Source organism: Amycolatopsis dongchuanensis, assembly GCF_039542405.1.
Classification (GTDB): domain Bacteria; phylum Actinomycetota; class Actinomycetes; order Mycobacteriales; family Pseudonocardiaceae; genus Amycolatopsis_E; species Amycolatopsis_E sacchari.
Window position 1 is genome coordinate 21,195 of the sequence record NZ_BAABIB010000101.1, and the last position, 18,195, is coordinate 39,389.

Below are 18,195 nucleotides of genomic sequence, written 5' to 3' on the forward strand. Positions count from 1 at the left end.
AGTGGACAGTACCGCTGCGGGCGGAGTTCCTTCGGCTGGGGTGAGGGGTCAGAACGAGTCGAGCATCCTGGGGGTTGTGCTTGTGACCAGTGCGTCGAGTGTGGAGCCGTCGCCTGTGCAGAGGCCGGTGCGGCGGAGGGTTGTGGTGGGGACGGCGCCGGAGTACCACGGGCCGAGGGCTCTGGCGTGCAGGCGCACGTCCGGCCGGGCGTCGATCGGGACACAGTGGACGGTGCCGTCGCGGACGACCAGCCGGTATGTGCCTGCCTGCCAGGGGGCGTGCTCGTCGACGATCTCGACGCAGGTCTGGGTGCCTTCGGCGAGGAAGCGGGCGGCGGGCCAGCCGCGGGCGGCCACGGCGGCGGGGAAGTCGACCACCCGCAGGTACCAGGGCTCGATCATCCGCACCCCGGCGTCGGGCAGCAGCATGCTGACGACGTCGGGCTCGGGCAGCCGGAGCCGCACCTTGTCCACGAGCCCGGCCCACGACGCGAGCGCCCGCAGCAGGGTCGCGGCCGCCTCCTGGTCGAGCGCGACGAAGTCGTGCACGTCGAGCTCGCCGTCCCGGCGGTCGAGAGCCAGGTACCCGCGCAGCTTGCCTTCGCTGTCGACCACAGCGCTGCCCAGATCCGGGTCTCCGTTGGGGGTGTGTCCGGCCAGCATGCCGTCGAGATCACAAGCCAGCTCGAGGTAACAAGCGCGCAATTCGTCCGAAGTGGACTTCGTAAGCGGCCGCAGCGCGTACTTCCCCCCGGGGACGCCTCGAAAAGCCGTCATGCCCAGCTCGACGCGCTCGACCACACCGGACCGTTCCCAGCCCCGGCCGCGGTACAACGCGGGCACGCTCGTGAACAAGGCGGACAACGGCTGCCCGTCGGCACGCATCGCCTCCAACGCCGCCGCGACGAGACCGCCCGCGACGCCCTGGCCCCTGGCGTGGGGATCGACGGCGACGCTGGCCAGCCCGCCCATCGGGACCACCCGGCCGCCGAAGAACTGCCCCATCCGCCGGATCCGCAGGAACCCGCACGGCTCACCGCCGGACTCCGCCACGAAACCGCGGAAGGTGGCCGGGTCGCCCGGCCAGGAGGGACCCGGCGTGGCGGGACCGCCGAACGCGCGGCGCCGGATGCGCCAGACGGCGTCGAAGTCGCCGGGTGCCAGGTCCCGGATGATCACGGCAACCGCCGCAGCCCGCGCTCCGCTGTGGCGAAGGCCGTCCCGCACTCACCGCACTTGAGCGGCTCGTCCAGCCGGTGCCCGCACACGCACACCCAGCCCTTGACCTCGGCGGGGTTCCCGGCGACGAACGCGTGCGCCGGCACATCCCTGGTCACGACGGCTCCGGCGGCCGCGAAGGCGTACTCGCCGATCTCCGTGCCACAGACCACCACGACACCCGCGCCGAGGGATGCACCGCGACGGACGGTTGTCGGCATCAGCTCCTCCGGCCCCTTGCGGAGGTGCGCCCGCGGCCGCAGATCGTTGGTGAACAACACGTTCGGCCCGAGGAAGACCTCGTCCTCACACGTGACACCGGCGAACACCAGCGTCCCGTTCTTCACCGTCACCCGGTCGCCCAGCACCGCGCCGTCCTCGACGAACGCGCAGTCGCAGATGTTGCAGTCCCGGCCGATCCGCGCGCCCGGCAGGACGTGGGCGAAGGCCCACACCCGCGTGCCCGGCCCGACGTGCTCGCTCTCGCACAACCCCTGCGGGTGCACGCGCACCCCGTTGCCCACCACGGTCATCGCAGTGCCTCTGCGAGCGTCCCGACCACGCGTTCCTGCTGCTCCGGGGTGATCTCGGCGTACAACGGCAGTGACAGCAGCTCGCCCCCGACCTTCTCGGCCACAGGGAAGTCGCCCTCCGCGTAGCCGAGCCACGCGAAGGCCTCCGTGCGGTGCACGGGCGTCGGGTAGTGCACGCCGGCGCCGATGCCGTGGTCCCGCAGGTGCGCCAGCACGCGGTCCCGGTCCGGCACCCGCACGACGTAGAGGTGCCACACCGGCTCGTTGCCCGGCAGCACCACGGGTGTCGTGACCTGCGGCAGCCCGGCGAGCAGGTCGTCGTACCGCGCCGCCGCCGCGCGACGGGCCTCGTTCCAGCCCTCCAGCCGCTTGAGCTTCGCCGACAACACCACGGCTTGCAGCGTGTCGAGGCGGCTGTTGAAGCCGACGATCTCGTGCTCGTACTTCCGCGGTGAGCCGTGAGCGCTGAGCAGCCGGACCTGTTCGGCCAGCTCGGCGTCGCCGGTCAGCACGGCTCCGCCGTCGCCGTACGCGCCGAGGTTCTTGCCCGGGTAGAAGCTCGTGCCCGCGAGGTCGCCGAGCGTCCCGGCGCCCGCGCCGTGCCGCCGCGCGCCCTGTGCCTGCGCCGCGTCCTCGACGACCACCGCACCGATGGCCCGCGCCAGCGGCAGGATCCGCTCGACGGGCGCGGGCTGGCCGTAGAGGTGCACCGGGAGGATCGCCGCGGTCCGGTCGGTCAGCACCCCGGAGATCGCGTCGACGTCGAGCAGCCCGGTGTCCTCGTCACAGTCCACGAGCACCGGCCGTGCGCCCGCCCTGACCACGGCCTCCGCCGTGGCGATGAACGTGTTGGCCGGCAGGACGCATTCATCGCCCGCACCCACCCCGGCGGCCCGCAACGCGAGTTCGAGCGCATCGGTGCCGTTGCCGACCCCGATGCAGTGCTTCGCGCCCACGTACGCGGCGAACTCGGCTTCGAAGGCGCTCACCGCGGGCCCGCCGACGAAGGCGGTCGTGGCCAGCACCTCCGCCCAGCCCGCCGCGACCTCGTCGGCCACCTGTCTGTGCTGGACGGCGAGGTCCACCAAGGGAATCGGGGTCATCTGCGCTCCTGGGGGATCAGGACCGGGGTGGCGTTGGCGTCGTCGGTGCTGACCGCGCCCCGGATCCGCTGGTACCTGCGGGCGAACTTGTAGGCGAGCAGGCCCGCGGCGCTGCGGGCGGCGTCCCGGGCGAGCCGGGCACGGGGAACGGGCTCGGCGACGGCCCGTTCGTACTCCTGCACGAGCACCTGCGCGGCGTGGCGCAGGCTGAACCGGGTCTCGACGAGCTGCCGGGCGAACGCACCCAGCTCGGCGCGGCGGACCGGCGCGTCGATGAGCGGCTTGAGTGCGTCCCGCAACGCGGCGGGCCCGCTGCCCCGGGAGCCGGGCCCCTGCCCGTACCAGCCGCCGCGGAGGAAGACCGGCGCGGTCTCCGGCGTCAGCAGCTCGCTGAAGCCGCGTTCGCCGGAGACGATGAGGGGTTTGCCGAACGCCATCCCGCGCAACGCCGAGCCACCCATGCCGATCAGCACGTCGGCGGCGGCGTAGGCGGGCCGCGGATCGGCGATCTCGCCGGTGAGCACGACGACGCGTTCCCCCGCGCGCTCGTTCGCGCGGGCGGCGCGCCGCTCCACGTCGGCCCTGCTGCGCCCGTCGCCGACGATGACCAGCTGGACCTTGTGCCCGGCCATGGCGAGTTCACCGACCGCGTCGCACGCGGCGAGCAGGCCCTCCAGCTTCAGCTCCGGCACGAGCCGGCACACCATCGCGACCAGCGGCACGTCCGGGGCGAGGCCGTGCTCCGCGCGGAACGCGCTGCCGTCCACGCCGGGGTGGTCGGTCTCGGTGTCCACGGGCGGTTCCAGCAGCCCGACGTGTTCGTGGCCCGCTTCGAGCGCCGCGGCGCGGATCGCCTCGGTGCCGACCAGCAGGGGCACGGTGCGGGGGAAGAACGGCACGACGGACATCGACAGCACGGTGCCCACGACCGCGCTGCGGCCACGGGTCGCGGCGAGCGCTTCGAGGACGGGCGGCCACTCGTAGCCGTGCACGACGTCGACGCCCCGCTGACTGACCAAAGTGGACAGTGTGCGGGCTACGGCCGCCGAGGGCCGCCGCCGGTCCGCGGGAATGCCGACGTGCGGCAGGTCGTGGCGCGCGACGAACTCCAGCAGCGGGCCCGGTTCGCTCACCACGGTCACGTCGTGCCCGAGGTCGCGGACGGCCGCGGCCAGCTGCAGTGCGTTGAGCTGGGAACCGCCGATCTCCATCGCGTGCGGGTAGACGAGGACCCTCATACGGCCACCTCCTCCTCGACGGGCAGGACGAACGCGAGGTCGTCCGGGGCCGCGGCCGGTGCGGTGAGCACCTCGCCGACCTTGAGCCCGGCGGTCTGCAACGCCACGATCGGGTCCACGCCGACCGCGGACGGCAGCACGCCCATGTGCCCCGGCGGCGGCGCGACCTCCGGCCAGACGGGCAGGCCCACGGCCGCGCAGTCCTCACGCCGCACGTCGCCCCAGAACTGCACGATGGTCGTCTCCGGGTGCTCACGGGCGAGTTCCCGCAGCGCGGCGACGTCGAGCACGGGACCGGACCGGGGCGTGAGTGCGACGAGCACCGCGTCGAGCCTGCCGGACGGCGCGTCGAGCAGTTCGGCTCCGAGCGCGGTGAGGTCACGCTCGATCTCGGCACGGAATACGTTGTCGCACAACAGGAGGATGCGCGTCCCGCGGACGGGGAACCCGGCGTCCAGCAACTGCCGGATGACCATCACCCCCGAGTAGTCGAACACGCCGACCGCGGGGTGGTGCTCGTTCGGCCCGGCCACCGCGACCCCCGCGGCACGGCACGCCAGGAGGTCCACCTCGCCGGGACGCAGTTCCCACGGCTCGTACATCAGGCTGACCGCCGCGCCCGGCCGCAGCGCCGCGACGACGGAGGCGTCGATCGGCCGCAGGTGCCCGCTGTTGGTCACGATGTCCGCGCCGCGGAACAGCTCCGCGTCCTTGTGGCGGAAGAACTTCAGCCGGTCGGCGGCACCGGCCCGGAGGGCGAGTGCGAGCACCGCCGACTCGGCCTCCGCCGCGGTGCCGTACCGGCTGTCCCGGCTCAGCGCCCGCACTTCGGCCGCCCCCGCCATCGCGGCGAGCACGGGCGTCACGGCGTACGCGCCGGTCGCGGCCTCGGTGACGACCACGCGGCCACGCAGGTCGAGCCGCATCCGGGCGATCGCGTCCTCGCACAGGGCGAGCAGGCGGGCGCTCACGGGACCGGGGTGGCGGCGACCGCGCGGGCCAGCAGCCCCACGATGCGCTCCTGGTCGGCGGCGGTGAGTTCGTGGTGCAGCGGCAGGATCAGCGAGCGGGTGGACAGCTTCTCGGTGACCGGCAGCGGCGGGTGCGGGTGCCCGGCGTAGGCCGGTTCGAGGTGCGCGGCCATGATCCCGCGCCGGGCCGAGATCCCTTCCGCTGCGAGCAGGGTCAGCAGGTCGTTGCGCGCCACCGGCACGTCGTCGTCCAGCAGCACCCAGAACGCCTGGTAGTTCGTGGTGCCGTGGGCGGGGTCGCGCACCGCACGCAGGCCAGGCACGCCGTCGAGTAGTGCGTGGTAGCGCGCGGCGAGTTCCCGCCGCTGGGCCACGATCCCGTCGAGCCGGGTCAGCTGGACCAGCCCGACCGCCGCTTGGATGTCGGTCATCCGGTAGTTGAAGCCCGTTTCGAGGTACTGCTCGACGACCGCGGTGCCCGCCGCGTGCCGGTCGGCGGCCGACACGCTCATCCCGTGTTCCCGCAACCGGCGCAGGCGGGCCGCGAGGTCCCCGTCGTCCGTCGTGATCATGCCGCCTTCGCCGGTCGTCAGCAGCTTGCGGGGGTGGAACGACCACGCCGCCAGCAGCGCGCCCGCACCCACCGGACGGCCGCCGAGCGTCGATCCGGCCGCGCACGCCGCGTCTTCGAGGACCGGGATCTCGCCGCACGCTTCGCGCAGCGACGCGATGTCGGCGGGCGTCCCGCCCTGGTGCACCGCCAGCACCGCCTTGGTGCGCGAGGACAGCACCGGTGCCACCGTCTCGGCGGTGAGGTTCCCGGTCACCTCGTCCACGTCCGCGAAGACGGGGGTCGCGCCGCAGTAGCGCACCGCGTTCGCAGTGGCGATGAAGCTGAACGACGGCACCACGACCTCGTCGCCGGGGCCGGTGCCGAGTGCGTGCAGCGCCAGGTGGAGTGCCGTGGTGCACGAGGACACCGCCACCCCGTGCCCGGCGCCGACGCGCTCAGCGAAGGCCCGCTCGAACGCGGCGACGCGGGGGCCCTGCGCCACCCAGCCGGAGCGCACCGCCTCGGCGGCCGCTTCGGCCTCTTCGTCGCCCAGCACGGGGCGCATGACAGGGATCACCGTTCTCCCTTTCGCAGGCATCATCGTCTGCTGAGTCGCGGCGGAGGGCCGTTGTGTTGCAGCGGAACGGAATCCCGGATTCCGAGAATTCCGGCGAGCTCGTCGGCGCGGGCCGCCCACGAATGCCTCCGCGCCACCTCGCGTCGCGCCCCGCCGTTCGTGCGTGCCGCCTGGAGTGCGGCCGCCGCGAACTCCGCAGGACCCGTGGCGAGGCGGACCTCGGTGGTCTCCTCCCGCAGCCGCCTGCTCGCCGGCAGGTCGGTGCTCACCACGGGCAGTCCCGCCGCCAGGTACTCCAACGTCTTGAGGGGGAACGACGCGCGGTTGAACGGGGTGTCGGCGTACGGCGTAAGGCCCACGTCGAAACGGGCCAGCCACGGCCGCAGCTCCTCGAACGGCAGCGCGCCCACGTGGTGCACGTTTTGCTTGCGCAGCAAGGCGTCCACGCGGTCCGGCTGCCAGGCGGGATCCCGGGGACCGACGAGCACCAGGCCCATTCCGGTCGCCGCCACCGCTTCCAGCAGCGCGAGGTCGATGCGGTCCGACAGCTGACCGCTCAGGCCCGCCACGGGCGTGGGAAATCCCGCGGGCAGTTCGGCGGGTGCCCCCAGTTCCGCGTAGGCGTCCGGATCGCAGCCGTTGGGGAACTCGTGCGCCTCCACACCCGACTTCCGCCACCGGTCTGCCAGTTCCGGGCCCACCGCCAGCACGACATCCGCGTGCCGCAACGCCTTCCGCTCGTCGCGGGCCACACGCCGGGCGTCGAGGCGCATCAGCTCCGCCCCGGCGACCCAGTCGTCTGTGCCGTACAACACCTGCCGGACGCCCGCGCCCCAATGCCCGAGCACGTCAGCGACCGAGCACGAGATGACCGCGTGCGGCCGTCTTCCCAGCCGCCGCAACGCCCACCGCATCTGCGCGCGGGCCAGCGGCCACGTGACCTCACGGACGCCGGGACGGGACAGCCCCGGTGGTGCCAACGGGGTCAGGCGGGTGATGCCTTCGGCCGCGTCGGTCAACGTCGGCCGCCAATGCCGTCCCGTCGCCGCCACCCCGCGGTACCGGGGCGCGGTGACGGGGGAAACCGGCGGGTCGACCCACAGCACGTCGGCGTGCCGGACCAGTGCCTGCGCGAGCTGGCGTTCCGAGCCCCGCACGCCGTCCCAGCTGACCCCGGAGGCGACGACGAGCAGCCGCCGCCCCCGGGCACCCCGTCCCGCCGTCACGGGTTCGGCTGGAACACGACGTCGACCCAGTAGTTCCCGCCCCGGTAGGTCGCGGTCGGGAAGCCCGGCCCGGCGTTGAACACGCCGTTGGGGGCGTCCGAACCCGTCGGGGCCGCGGTCAGCGGCACGCTCGTCGCTCCGGTCTGCTCGAAGTAGTACGGGTTGGCCGAGTAGTGCCCGTTGGGTGCCGTGTAGGACGCCACGTACAACGTCCCGGCCTGTATCGGCACCGGTGTGCTGAACACCAGCGTCTGCCAGCCGCTCGCCGTCTCGTTCGCGAACGTGCCGGTGGCCAGCAGCTGCCCGCCGGCCGTCCACAGTGAACCCGTGTGCGTGCCGGTGTTGCCCGCGCCCTTGTAGAACTTCACGCCGGTGATCGAGCCCGCGACCGAGGAGCTGAAGCGCACGCCCAGTTCCAGCGACGTCGCCTCGTCCGCCGACAGCACCAGCGGCACCGTCGCCGAGCTGAACAGCGAGCACGGGCAGGTCTGCACCGTCGACACCGTGAAGTTCCACGTCACCGCCGTCGGCATCGGGTTGCCGTTCACGTCCGCCGCCCGCATGCTCGCGAGGTAGGTCGTGCCCGCCGCGAGCCTCGCCGCCGGGGTCCACGTGACCGTCTTCTGGTCGCTGGACAGCGACAGCGTGCCCGTCAGGTTCGCCCCGCCGGGATCGGTGAGCGAGAACTGCACGCTCGTCGGGTCGATGGGCTCGCTGAACGTCGTGCTCACCGTGCCCGCGAGCGGCGTGTTCGTCGCGTTCGCCGCCGGGGTCGTGGCGGTGATCGTCGGCGGGGTGGTGTCGCCGTTCAGGCCGTTCTGGTAGATGACGTCCACCCAGTAGTTGCTGGACCGGTAGGTCGAGGTCGGGAACCCGGCCCCCACCTTGTAGACGCCGTTGCCACCGTCGAAGCCGTCCGGCAGCGCTTCGATCGCCCCGTACGAGGCCGGGTCGACGAAGTAGCCGTTGTCGCCCGCCGGATGGCCGTTGGGGGCGTAGTAGGAGACCACGTACGTCGTGTTGGCCTGCACCGTGATGGGCGAGCTGAACAGCAGCGTCTGCCACCCGGTCGTCGACTCACCGCTGAAGGTGCCCGTCGCGAGCCGCTGCCCGTCGGCCGACCACAGCGAACCGGTGTGCGTCCCGGTGTTGCCGGGGCCCTTGTAGAACCGCACGCCGAGGACCTGGCCCCGGCCGCTGAACCGCACCTTCGTGCCCAGCTCGACCGCGGTCGGGTCGGAGTCCGTCACGTTGGTGGGGTGGGTGAAGTCGTCCCACAACGTGCACGGGCAGTTGGCCGGGCGTGGTGATCCGGTCTTGAAGGTCCAGGTGACCACGTCCGCCTGGTTGCCCGCCGCGTCCGCCGCTCTGGCCGTGGCCGTGTAGGTGGTGGCTGGGTCCAGCGGCGCGGACGGGGTGAAGGTGACCTTCGTGCCCGAGACCGAGACGGTGCCGGCTTCGGCTCCGCCCGACGACGTCAGGGTGAACTGCACCGAGCCGGGCGCGATGTTCTCGTCGTACGTCACCGTCGGCGCCGCCGTCAGCGCGACGGAGCTTTCGCCGTTGCCCGGCGCGGTGGACTGCAACAGCGGGGCACGCGTGTCGGGCCCGGGATCCGGTCCCCACACCACGTCCACCCAGTAGTTCGTGTCCTGGAAGCTCTGCGCCGGGAAGCCCGCGCCGCCGGAGTGGAACACGCCGTTGGCGTTGCCGGGCTGGCTCGCCGGGGCGACGAGCGGATCCAGCTTCGCCGACTTGCCGGTGAAGTAGTAGTTGTCCGCGGCCTCGTGGCCGACGGGGGCGTAGTACGACGCGATGTACGTCGTGCCCGCGGTGACCGGCACCGACGTCGGCAACGTCAGTGTCTGCCAGCCGCTGGCCGTCTCGTTGACGAACGTGCCGGTCGCGAGCCGCTGCCCGTCCGCCGTCCACAGCGAGCCGGTGTGCGTACCGGTGTTGCCCGCGCCCTTGTAGAACTTGATCCCGCGCACGTAGCCGTCGGAGGAGGCCTGGAACTTCACGCCCAGCTCCACCGGGCCCGGATCGTTCGTCGTGGTGGTCGGCGGCACGGTCGTCGGGGTCCAGATGCTGCACGGGCACGTGCGGGCCGAGACGGTGACGGTCGCGGACACCGGCGCCGAAAGGTTGGCCGAGTCATCCACCGCCCGGACGCGGACCGTCGGCGTGCCCGCGGTGTCGGGCGTGTAGGTGTAGCTCCAGTTCGTGGTGCCCGCCGTCCAGTCGGCTGGGTGCCACGTGGTGCCGTCCACGGACACCTCGACGCCCGCGACCTTGCCCGCGAGGTCGGTGGCGGTGCCCGACACGGTGTAGCTCGTGCCCACGGTGGTCGGCGGAGCGCCGGTGATCGCGACGACCGGGGGCTGCGTGTCGGTGCTCGCCGTCGCCGCGAAGAGCCCGGACTGCAGGGTCGCCGGCTGCGCGCCCATGTCGGCGAGCAGGTTCACGGTCGCCTGCTTGATCCGCACGTCCGAGGTCGGTGTCTCCGTCTGGAAGGCGTGGTTGTCGTCGAGCCCCCACGCCCACTGCACCGTGCCGGCGCCGAACACGAGGGCGCCGCTGGTCTGGTCGCGGTAGTAGGTCAGCGCGTGCGTCTTCGTGCCGGTGCCGTAGACGGAACCGTTGTTCTTCAGCACGTAGTTGCCGTCGGTGATGTTGACCGTCGTGCGCGACAGCTGCGCGACACCCGGCGGCTGGAACCCGTTGTCCTCCACGGTGTCCCACTCGTAACCGAGCGTGCCGGGCTGGAACGTGTAGGTGTTGCCCGTCGGCAGGCTCGCCAGCGGGGTGTTGCGCCACAGCCGCATCTTGCCGTACGCGGCGGGCACGGACATCGCGTCACTGCGGTAGCCGTTGACCGTGAAGATGTGGCCCAGCAGGGAGTTCTCCGGCCGGCCGCCGTCGGATGGCGGGCTGAACCGGGCGTCCCGCCAGGTCCCCGTCCACGTCGTGGTCGGGTCGATGTGTGCGTCCGCGAGGGTCTCCTTGTAGCAGACGACGGTGCGCATCGCGGTGTTCGAGCCGTCGATGCTCGGTTCCCAGCGGGTCTTCCAGAACACCTCGTTGCCGGTGAAGAACGCCATGTTCACCCCGGCGGCCTTCGCGGACTCGACGTTGTCCCGCTGCTCGTTCGACCAGTACTCGTCGTGCCCGACCGTCATGAAGATCTTGTGGTTCTTGATCAGCTGACCGCGCCTGGCGGTGTCCACATTGGTCGTGTAGCTGAGGTCGTAGCCGTTGGCCTCCAGGAACCGCAGCATCGGGTACTCGGCGTTGAAGATGAAGTTCTCGTCGCCCTCCCCGTAGAGCGGGCGGTTGTAGCTCACCTTGTAGGCCGCGCCCTGCGCGCCCGGGCCGGTGCCGGTGTAGAAGCTGTTCCCGGTGTCCCCGTTGGGGCCGCCGTAGGTGTTGTACGCCTGCCAGGTCTCGTCCGAGGTCTGGTACAGGATCTTCGAGGTGCTCGTGTCGTCGCGGATGACGAAGGCGGCCTCGTTCTCACCGCCGGTGTCCAGCCGGTGGAACACGGCGTAGTACAGGCCGGAGACCGCGGTCGGGGGCACGTTCCAGGTGGCCGACACGGCCCAGTTGCCGCAGTCGTAGAGGCCGGTGGAGTCGGTCTTGCAGGCGGGCTGGTTGTGCGGGGTGGCGGGGATCGAGTCGACCTGGCGGGCGCCGACGCCGCCGTAGTAGCCGAGCCGGAAGATGTCGACGCGGAAGTTGCTGGCGTTCGTCTTCACCTTGAACTGCACGGTGCCGCCGGGGGCGGAGCTGATGTCGGCGGTGAAGCCGGCGATCGAGTCGTCCAGCGATTCGACCATCCAGTTGGGCGTGCCCGCGAGGGTGTTCTCGCACGCGACCTTGTTCAGCACGGGCGCGTCGCACGGTGCCGCGTGCGCCACCGGTGCGGTGGTGAGCGGGACCAGCACGACACCACCGAAAAGCGCGAGCAGCGCGGCGAGTGCGCGTGACCGCCGCGTTCTTCGTCCGGAATTTCCTCGCATGCCCGCGCCTTCCGTTTCTGCCCCACGGCTTCGCCACACCAGCTGTCGCTCGCGGAGTCGAGACGTCACCCCAGCTCGTTACACCTTTCGGTGGAACGGTTCGAAACGTCACCTTCGGTGGCGAAAAGCGTTGCCGTCAAACGGTTGTGCGGGCTCGGCGGGTTATTCCGAACCGCTCGCGTTCTCCGTTTTCCGCAGGGCCTGCTCGTCCAGTACCTCCACGCGCAGGGGCAGTGACGCCTTGTCGACGCACTCGCCGGTGCGGGCGTCCCAGATCCAGTGGTGCCGCGGGCATTCGATCCGGCCACCGGAGATCTCGGCGAACGTCAGGTCCTCCCCGGCGTGCGGGCAGAACCGCTGCAGGCGCAGGCCGTCCCGTTCGATCGTCTCGGTGTTCTGCCGCTCACGCAGCATCTGCATGGTCTGCGCGGGGTGGTTGCCGTAGCGCAGCAGGCCCATGAAGGTCAGGTCGAACACGTCGGGCTCGCGGTGCAGGCCGATGCGCATCGACAGCAGCGCCTCCTCCCACCCCGTCCGACCGTCCACAATGGCCCGCAGCACCCGCGGCGAGACCAGGAGCGTGTACTCCGGGTCATAGGGTTCCTCGCCCTCGATCACGAAGTGCTCGGCCAGCCGGCCCAGCCGCACGTCCCAGTCGGCGGTGCCCGCGACGAGCCGGATGTCCTTGCTGAAGTCGCCGAGGAAACGCTTGTTCCACGTCTGCAGCGTGTGGAAGTACTGCTCGATCTCGCGGAGCGAGACCTCGGGCTCGGGTCCCGCGTGGAACTCCGCCCACTCGTCCCGCCTGCGTTCGCGGTAGGCGTCGAGGTCTTCCTCCAGCGGACCCCCGGCGTGCACCGCGATGCCGTTGCCTACGTCGAGGTAATCGCCGGGCCCCAGCCGCACCACGTCGGTCTCCGGGCACGCCTGCGCGAACCCTTCGGCGACCTGCTCCCACACCGGGAAGATCGTCGCGTCGCGGTCGTTGTACTGCGTCAGTTCGGGGTCGAGGAAGCACGCCGGCCCCGCCGAGGGCAGGTACGCCTTCGCCCCGGTCAGCTTCACCTTGCGGTACAAGGTGTCCATCAGGTCCGCGCGCACGCCCGCGACCTTCTCGGCCATCACGGCGGGCGGGTAGTCGTAGCAGTTGGGGTACCACATCGCGCCCGAGAACTGCGCCGCCAGGAGGTCGATGTCGCCGGGCAGCTCCGACATCGGGGTGTTGCAGTCGTTGAGGTCGAGGAAGCGGAAGCCGTCGAGGTCGAGCAGCAGGCCGCTGTCCTCCTTGTGGCTGGTGTCGAGCAGCATGGTCGCGGTGAGCCCGGGCCCCAGCTCCAGCGACTCCCGGTGCGCCAGCGCGGTCACGTTCTCGAAGCCGAGGTCGCGGAAGTGCCGCACCATCACCTTCGACCGGTACTTCGCCACGATCACCTTGGTCGAGCGGTCCAGCTTGCGCAGCAGCTCCTCGTCGTAGTGGTCCTCGTGCGCGTGCGAGACGTAGAGGTAGTCGAACTCGCCCGAGACCACGTCGTCGAGCAGGAAGCGGTTGTCGGGGTAGGGGAACCAGGAGCCGAGGAACGCGGGGAAGAACCAGGGATCCATCAGGATCCGGGTGCCGCGGTGCTCCACGACGAACCCGGCGTGCCCGAGGTACCGGATCGTGCTCATGCGTTGCGCCACCACTCAACAAGCCCCCGCAGGCCGTCCGGCAGCTTGATCTGCGGTCGCCAGCCCAGGTCCTCGGCCGCCGCGGAGATGTCGGCCAGCCGCCGCGTGACGCCGTTGGTCCCGCGTTCCGGACCGTGCTCGGGTTCGAGGTCGGAGCCCATCGCGGTGAGCAGGCCCAGCGCCAGCTCACGCAGGCTCGTCTCGGTACCGCTGGCGATGTTGTAGACCTTGTCCGTCACGGGCGCCTTCGCCGCGAGCAGGTTGGCCCTGGCGATGTCGTGCACGTGGACGAAGTCCATGGTCTGGGCGCCGTCGCCGAAGATCAGCGGGGGCACGCCGCGGCTGATCCGCTCCATCCAGCGGATCAGCACCTCGGTGTACAGCCCGTGCACGTCCATGCGGGGGCCGTAGACGTTGAAGTACCGCAGCGCCACGTAGTCCAGTCCGTACATGGCGTGGAAGCTGCGCAGCATGCCCTCGTTGAACGCCTTCGCCGCGCCGTAGAACGTGTCGTTGTTGTACGGGTGGTGGCGTTCCGTGGTCGGGAAGGTCTCCGCGAGGCCGTACACCGAGGCCGACGAGGACGCGACGACCTTCTTGACCGACGCGGCCTCCGCGGCTTCGAGGATCGTGAACGTGCCGTCGACGAGGGATTCCAGCGCGAGGCGCGGCTGCTCGGCGCACTGCGTGATGCGCAGCGCCGCCAGGTGGAACACCACGTCGATGCCGCTCATCAGCTCCGCGACGAGCTCCCGGTCGTTGATGTCGCCGACGACGAGCGTGGCCTTGTCCCCGGCCGCCGCGAGGTTCTCCCGGCGTCCCCTGGCGAGGTTGTCCAGCACGATGATCTCGGCCGCCCCGGCCTCGACGAGCTGGTCCACGACGGCGGAACCGATGGTGCCGGCGCCGCCGGTGACCAGGAACCGCTGTCCGGTGAGTGGTTGCGCGCTCATGCGGCCCTGTTCGACGCGGCGAGCCGCGGCAGTGCTGTCTGCCGGCATGGTGCTCGATGATTCGCTCGCAAGCTCGCTCATGCTGCGATCTCCTGCCGTACCGCCACGAAGGCGCCGTTTTCGGTCAGACTGCGGGACGCCGCTTCGAGCAGCGCGAGGACGCGGAGGCCGGACCGGCCGTCGGTGAGCGGGGCGCGCCGCTGCGTGATGGACTCGGCGAACTCGGCCATCACGGCCCGCAGCGCCTCCTGCTCGCGCAGCGCGGGCGCGACCATGTCGCCGATCCGGTAGGACACGATCGCCTGTTCCCGCTGGTGGTCCACGCCCCGGTCGTAGACGGACAGCCGCTGGCTCGGGTTGAGGTCGTCCCACACCACTGTCTTCGCCGACCCGCCGACGACCATCGTGCGGATCTTGGTGGGGGACAGCCAGTTCACGTGCACGTGGGCGAGGACGCCGCCGGTCAGCTCGATGCTCAGGTGCGCCACGCACGCCCGGCCCGCGCCGATCGGGTCGGACCCGTGCGCGGCCACCGCGACCGGTTCGAGCCCGGCCGGCAGGATCGCGTCGAACACCGACAGGTCGTGCGGCGCGAGGTCCCACAGCACGTCGACGTCACGCTGCACCAGGCCGAGGTTGATGCGCACCGAGTCCAGGTACTGCACGTCGCCCAGCTCGCCACCGCGCACGATCCGGCGCAGTTCGCGCACGGCAGGCGTGTAGCAGTAGGTGTGGTCCAGCATCAGCACGAGCCCGCGCTGCTCGGCCGTTTCGACCAGTTGCCTGCCCTCGGCGAGGTTCGCCGCGAGCGGCTTTTCGACGAGCACGTGCTTGCCCGCTTCGAGCGCGGCCGTCGCGACCTTCAGGTGGGTGGCGGCAGGCGTGGCGATGGCCACGGCCTGCACCGCCGGGTCTTCGAGCACCTCGTCGAGTGACGCGGTCGCCCGGACCGTCGAGTAGTCGCCGAGCACCTGGCGCGCCCTGGCGACATCGAGGTCACACAGGTACTCCAGTCGCAGTTCCGGTGTCGCCTGCGCGTTGCGGACCAGGTTGGGGCCCCAGTACCCCGCCCCGATCACGGCAAGACCGATGCGTCTCAAAGCACTCCCCGTTCCCGCGAGCCGGATTCCAGACATGCGTCCATGCGGTCGCGGGAACGGGAGGTGCCGTTACAGCCCGGTTTTCGGCCGGGAATTAACACACGGTGTGCAGCGGTTTCCCGCTACAGCTTCGCGGCCTCGGGAATGATCTCGTTCGCGAAGATCTCGAACGGTTTCGTGTCGGGGACCGTCGGGCAGGAACCGATCACGGCGTCGACGCCCAGCGCGGACAGGCGCCGCAGCTCGGTGAGGAACTCCTCCGACTTCTCGCCCTTCGAGCCGATGTCCAGCCGGTGGTACACGGTCTTCGTGATCTCGTCGTAGTTCCGGCCCTCGGCCTCGCAGTGCCCGCGCAGCACGTCGAGTTTCCGCTCCAGCTCCGGGCTGTTGAAGATGTTGCACGCGTCGCCGTATTTCGCGACGAACCGCAGCGTTTTCTTCTCCCCGGAACCGCCGATCATGATGGGCGGGCGCGGTTTGGTCAACGGGGCCGGCACGTTCATCATGCGCTCGGCGGAAATGTAGTCGCCTTCAAACGGGCCGTCGTCGTCGGAGAAGAGCTGGTGCAGATAACGCAGCGCTTCTTCGAGCATGTCGAAACGTTCCTTTGTGGACGGGAACGGGAAACCGAGCCCGCGTGACTCCTCCTCGTTCCAGCCCGCGCCGATGCCGAGCATCGCGCGCCCGCCGGAGAGCACGTCGAGCGTGGTCACGGCCTTGCCGAGCACGCCGGGCAGGCGGTAGATCACGCCCGTGATCACCGTGAGCAGCTTCACGCGCTCGGTGTGCGCGGCGAGGTAACCGAGCGTCGTGTACGCCTCCAGCATGTCGTTCTCGACCGGGCCGACGGCGGGGATCTGGAAGAAGTGGTCCATCACCGCCAGGTATTCGAACCCGGCCTCGTCCGCGGCACGCGCCACGCCGGCGAGTTCGGCGCCGAGCTTCGCGGGCCCGTTGGGCCAGGTGAAATCAGGGATCTGCAGTCCGAGCTTCATGGGAAATCGACCTCCGCAACCGACGCTATACCCGGAGTCGCTCCAGGATCAGAATTCGCGGACGAGGAGCAGCTGATCGTGCAGTGGATCGGTGACCAGCACCGTGCCGGTGCGCTGGTCGACGGCGACCCCGCCGGGGTTCACGCCGAGCGGGAGCGTGCCGGTGACCGACCCCGTCGTCCCGTCGATCCGCACGAGGCCGTCCGGGCCGCCGTTGGCGTAGACGGTGTGGCTCGCCTGGTGCACCGCGACCGACGAGGCCTCGCTGGGCAGGAGGATCGTCGTGCGCTCGGCGCGCGTCGCGCCGTCGACCACCGACAGGTGGTGGATCGCGGAGTTGGCCACGTACAGGGTGTTGCTCGCTTCGTGCAGCGCCAAACCCGCCGGCGCCCGCCCGACCGGGATGGTGAACACGAACTCGCCCGAGGTGAGGTCGAGCACCTCCACGGAATCCGTGTGCGCGCTGGCGAAGTACGCCAGCTGACGCGCCTCGTCCACGCGTACGCCGCCGAAGCCCTGCCCCGGTCCGCTGAGCTGCTCGGCCACGACGCACGCGACGGTGTCGACGACGGCGACGCCCGCGCCGAGTCCGCTGCCGACGTACGCCCGGTTGCCCGCGCTGTCCACGTCCACCACGGCGGCTCCCGGCCCGCACGGCACGACGCTGCGCAGGGTCCCGTCGGCGTCCAGGACGGTGAGGGTGCCGGCCGTCCGCGCCGCGACGTACACGCGGCCGGACGTCTCGTCCACCGCGAGGTCGGTCGGCTCTCCGCCCACCGCGACGGAACGGGCTCCGGCGAGGCAGACGGTCCCGTCCCCGCTGCCGACGTACACGGATCCCGTGGCGGAATTCACAGCCACCGCACCGGGTTCCCGGCCGACGCGGACAGCGGTGACCCGCGGCGCGGCCCCTGCGGGAGCGACGGTGAGCGCCCCCAGCCCCGCCACCAAGGTGAAAAGTGTGCGTCTACCGAACATCCCCACCTCCCCGGTGAAACATTAACGCCGAGAGGTGTGACATAGGTGCGAGAACACCGTTCCGGTGGAACTTTCCCGGCTCATCCGAGCGTTTTCCTGATGTCCGGGAAGGAGGTGCGGGTGCACAGGCATCACAACGGGTTGAAGACGGCGCTGCTGCTCGGCCTGCTGAGTGCCCTCATCGTCGCGATCAGTTCGATCTTCGGGCGGGGGGCGCTGTTCATCGGGCTGCTGCTCGCGCTCGGCATGAACGCCTACGCCTACTTCAACTCGGACAAGCTCGCCCTGCGGGCCATGCGCGCCCGGCCGGTTTCGGAGGCGGAGCAGCCCGCGATGTACCGGATCGTGCGGGAGCTGGCGACGTCCGCGCGGCAGCCGATGCCGAGCCTGTACGTCAGCCCGACCGTCGCGCCGAACGCGTTCGCCACGGGCCGCAACCCCCGCCACGCAGCGGTGTGCTGCACGACGGGGATCCTGGAGCTGCTCACCGAGCGTGAGCTGCGGGCGGTGCTCGGTCACGAACTGTCGCACGTGTACAACCGCGACATCCTCATCTCGTGCGTCGCCGGGGCGCTCGCGAGCATGATCAGCGTGCTGGCCAACCTGGCGATGTTCATGGGCGCCTTCGGCGGTGACGACCGCGAGGAGGGCAACCCGCTGGTGTCGCTGCTGCTGGTCCTGGTCGGCCCGATCGCGGCGGCGGTGATCCGGCTCGCGGTGAGCCGCTCGCGGGAGTACCAGGCGGACGCGTCCGGGGCGCGGCTGACCGGTGACCCGCTGGCGCTGGCGTCGGCGCTGCGGAAGCTGGAGTACGGCACGCGGCAGGCGCCGCTCGTGCCGGAACCGCAGCTGGTCTCGCAGTCGCACCTGATGATCGCGAACCCGTTCCGCCCCGGGGAGTCCTTCTCGCGCCTGTTCTCCACACACCCCCCGATCGAGGACCGCATCGCCCGCCTGGAGGAGATGGCGCGCCGGGGCTTGTGAGGGCTGGCCGCAGGCGCCAGCCGCTTGCTCGCCCGCGCACCGGCTGTGCCGTGCGGCTGGCGCGCCAGCCAGCCGGTCG

Annotated in this window: 14 protein-coding genes; 1 reads left to right on the forward strand and 13 read right to left on the reverse strand. The window is 71.2% G+C overall.

Annotated features, from left to right (window positions below; genetic code table 11):
- Window positions 1-48: 48 nt before the first annotated feature.
- From ABFX51_RS27235 to ABFX51_RS27295, 13 genes are all read right to left on the reverse strand, one after another.
- Window positions 49-1,179: a GNAT family N-acetyltransferase gene (locus ABFX51_RS27235; protein WP_346055311.1), complete on the reverse strand. Its 1,131-nt coding sequence runs from the start codon at window positions 1,177-1,179 to the stop codon at window positions 49-51.
- The gene (locus ABFX51_RS27240; RefSeq protein ID WP_091505126.1) at window positions 1,176-1,751 is read right to left on the reverse strand and encodes an acyltransferase; all 576 of its coding nucleotides are present in this window, start codon (window positions 1,749-1,751) and stop codon (window positions 1,176-1,178) included. Before ABFX51_RS27240 ends, ABFX51_RS27235 begins: the two co-directional genes overlap by 4 nt.
- Window positions 1,748-2,854 carry a DegT/DnrJ/EryC1/StrS family aminotransferase gene (locus ABFX51_RS27245; RefSeq protein ID WP_091505125.1) on the reverse strand — a complete coding sequence of 369 codons (1,107 nt, stop codon included), beginning with the start codon at window positions 2,852-2,854 and terminating at the stop codon, window positions 1,748-1,750. Before ABFX51_RS27245 ends, ABFX51_RS27240 begins: the two co-directional genes overlap by 4 nt.
- On the reverse strand, window positions 2,851-4,092 hold the full coding sequence (locus tag ABFX51_RS27250; protein ID WP_346055312.1) for a glycosyltransferase family 4 protein: 1,242 nt from the start codon (window positions 4,090-4,092) through the stop codon (window positions 2,851-2,853). The genes ABFX51_RS27245 and ABFX51_RS27250 overlap by 4 nt, the downstream gene beginning before the upstream one ends.
- On the reverse strand, window positions 4,089-5,063 hold the full coding sequence (locus ABFX51_RS27255) for a hypothetical protein (RefSeq protein WP_346055313.1): 975 nt from the start codon (window positions 5,061-5,063) through the stop codon (window positions 4,089-4,091). The genes ABFX51_RS27250 and ABFX51_RS27255 overlap by 4 nt, the downstream gene beginning before the upstream one ends.
- Window positions 5,060-6,193, reverse strand: coding sequence for a DegT/DnrJ/EryC1/StrS family aminotransferase (locus tag ABFX51_RS27260; protein ID WP_346055314.1), 1,134 nt, complete (start codon window positions 6,191-6,193; stop codon window positions 5,060-5,062). The genes ABFX51_RS27255 and ABFX51_RS27260 overlap by 4 nt, the downstream gene beginning before the upstream one ends.
- Before the next feature lie 20 nt (window positions 6,194-6,213).
- Window positions 6,214-7,419, reverse strand: a complete 1,206-nt coding sequence (locus ABFX51_RS27265) for a glycosyltransferase (RefSeq protein WP_346055316.1) — start codon at window positions 7,417-7,419, stop codon at window positions 6,214-6,216.
- The gene (locus ABFX51_RS27270; RefSeq protein WP_091505121.1) at window positions 7,416-11,438 is read right to left on the reverse strand and encodes a DUF4082 domain-containing protein; all 4,023 of its coding nucleotides are present in this window, start codon (window positions 11,436-11,438) and stop codon (window positions 7,416-7,418) included. Before ABFX51_RS27270 ends, ABFX51_RS27265 begins: the two co-directional genes overlap by 4 nt.
- Before the next feature lie 162 nt (window positions 11,439-11,600).
- Window positions 11,601-13,106 (reverse strand): MBL fold metallo-hydrolase, encoded by a 1,506-nt coding sequence (locus tag ABFX51_RS27275; RefSeq protein ID WP_091505120.1) that lies wholly within the window; start codon window positions 13,104-13,106, stop codon window positions 11,601-11,603.
- Window positions 13,103-14,059 (reverse strand): SDR family NAD(P)-dependent oxidoreductase, encoded by a 957-nt coding sequence (locus ABFX51_RS27280; RefSeq protein ID WP_091505119.1) that lies wholly within the window; start codon window positions 14,057-14,059, stop codon window positions 13,103-13,105. Before ABFX51_RS27280 ends, ABFX51_RS27275 begins: the two co-directional genes overlap by 4 nt.
- A gap of 77 nt (window positions 14,060-14,136) precedes the next feature.
- Window positions 14,137-15,159: a Gfo/Idh/MocA family protein gene (locus ABFX51_RS27285; RefSeq protein WP_245782958.1), complete on the reverse strand. Its 1,023-nt coding sequence runs from the start codon at window positions 15,157-15,159 to the stop codon at window positions 14,137-14,139.
- Window positions 15,160-15,281: 122 nt separating this feature from the next.
- Complete coding sequence (locus ABFX51_RS27290; protein ID WP_091505117.1) at window positions 15,282-16,154, reverse strand: LLM class F420-dependent oxidoreductase; 873 nt, start codon at window positions 16,152-16,154, stop codon at window positions 15,282-15,284.
- Between the two features lie 48 nt (window positions 16,155-16,202).
- The gene (locus tag ABFX51_RS27295) at window positions 16,203-17,102 is read right to left on the reverse strand and encodes a YncE family protein (protein ID WP_346055322.1); all 900 of its coding nucleotides are present in this window, start codon (window positions 17,100-17,102) and stop codon (window positions 16,203-16,205) included.
- Window positions 17,103-17,252: 150 nt separating this feature from the next.
- Here ABFX51_RS27295 and htpX point away from each other — a divergent pair, with 150 nt between their 5' ends.
- Complete coding sequence (gene htpX / locus ABFX51_RS27300; protein WP_346055323.1) at window positions 17,253-18,116, forward strand: zinc metalloprotease HtpX; 864 nt, start codon at window positions 17,253-17,255, stop codon at window positions 18,114-18,116.
- The last annotated feature ends 79 nt before the right edge of the window (window positions 18,117-18,195 follow it).

Bases quoted from the DNA above. Each gene is read 5' to 3' on its own strand.
- ABFX51_RS27240 (WP_091505126.1), bottom strand. From the start codon at position 1,751: ATGACCGTGGTGGGCAACGGGGTGCGCGTGCACCCGCAGGGGTTGTGC.
- ABFX51_RS27245 (WP_091505125.1), bottom strand. From the start codon at position 2,854: ATGACCCCGATTCCCTTGGTGGACCTCGCCGTCCAGCACAGACAGGTG.
- ABFX51_RS27250 (WP_346055312.1), bottom strand. From the start codon at position 4,092: ATGAGGGTCCTCGTCTACCCGCACGCGATGGAGATCGGCGGTTCCCAG.
- ABFX51_RS27270 (WP_091505121.1), bottom strand. From the start codon at position 11,438: ATGCGAGGAAATTCCGGACGAAGAACGCGGCGGTCACGCGCACTCGCC.
- ABFX51_RS27275 (WP_091505120.1), bottom strand. From the start codon at position 13,106: ATGAGCACGATCCGGTACCTCGGGCACGCCGGGTTCGTCGTGGAGCAC.
- ABFX51_RS27280 (WP_091505119.1), bottom strand. From the start codon at position 14,059: ATGAGCGCGCAACCACTCACCGGACAGCGGTTCCTGGTCACCGGCGGC.
- ABFX51_RS27290 (WP_091505117.1), bottom strand. From the start codon at position 16,154: ATGAAGCTCGGACTGCAGATCCCTGATTTCACCTGGCCCAACGGGCCC.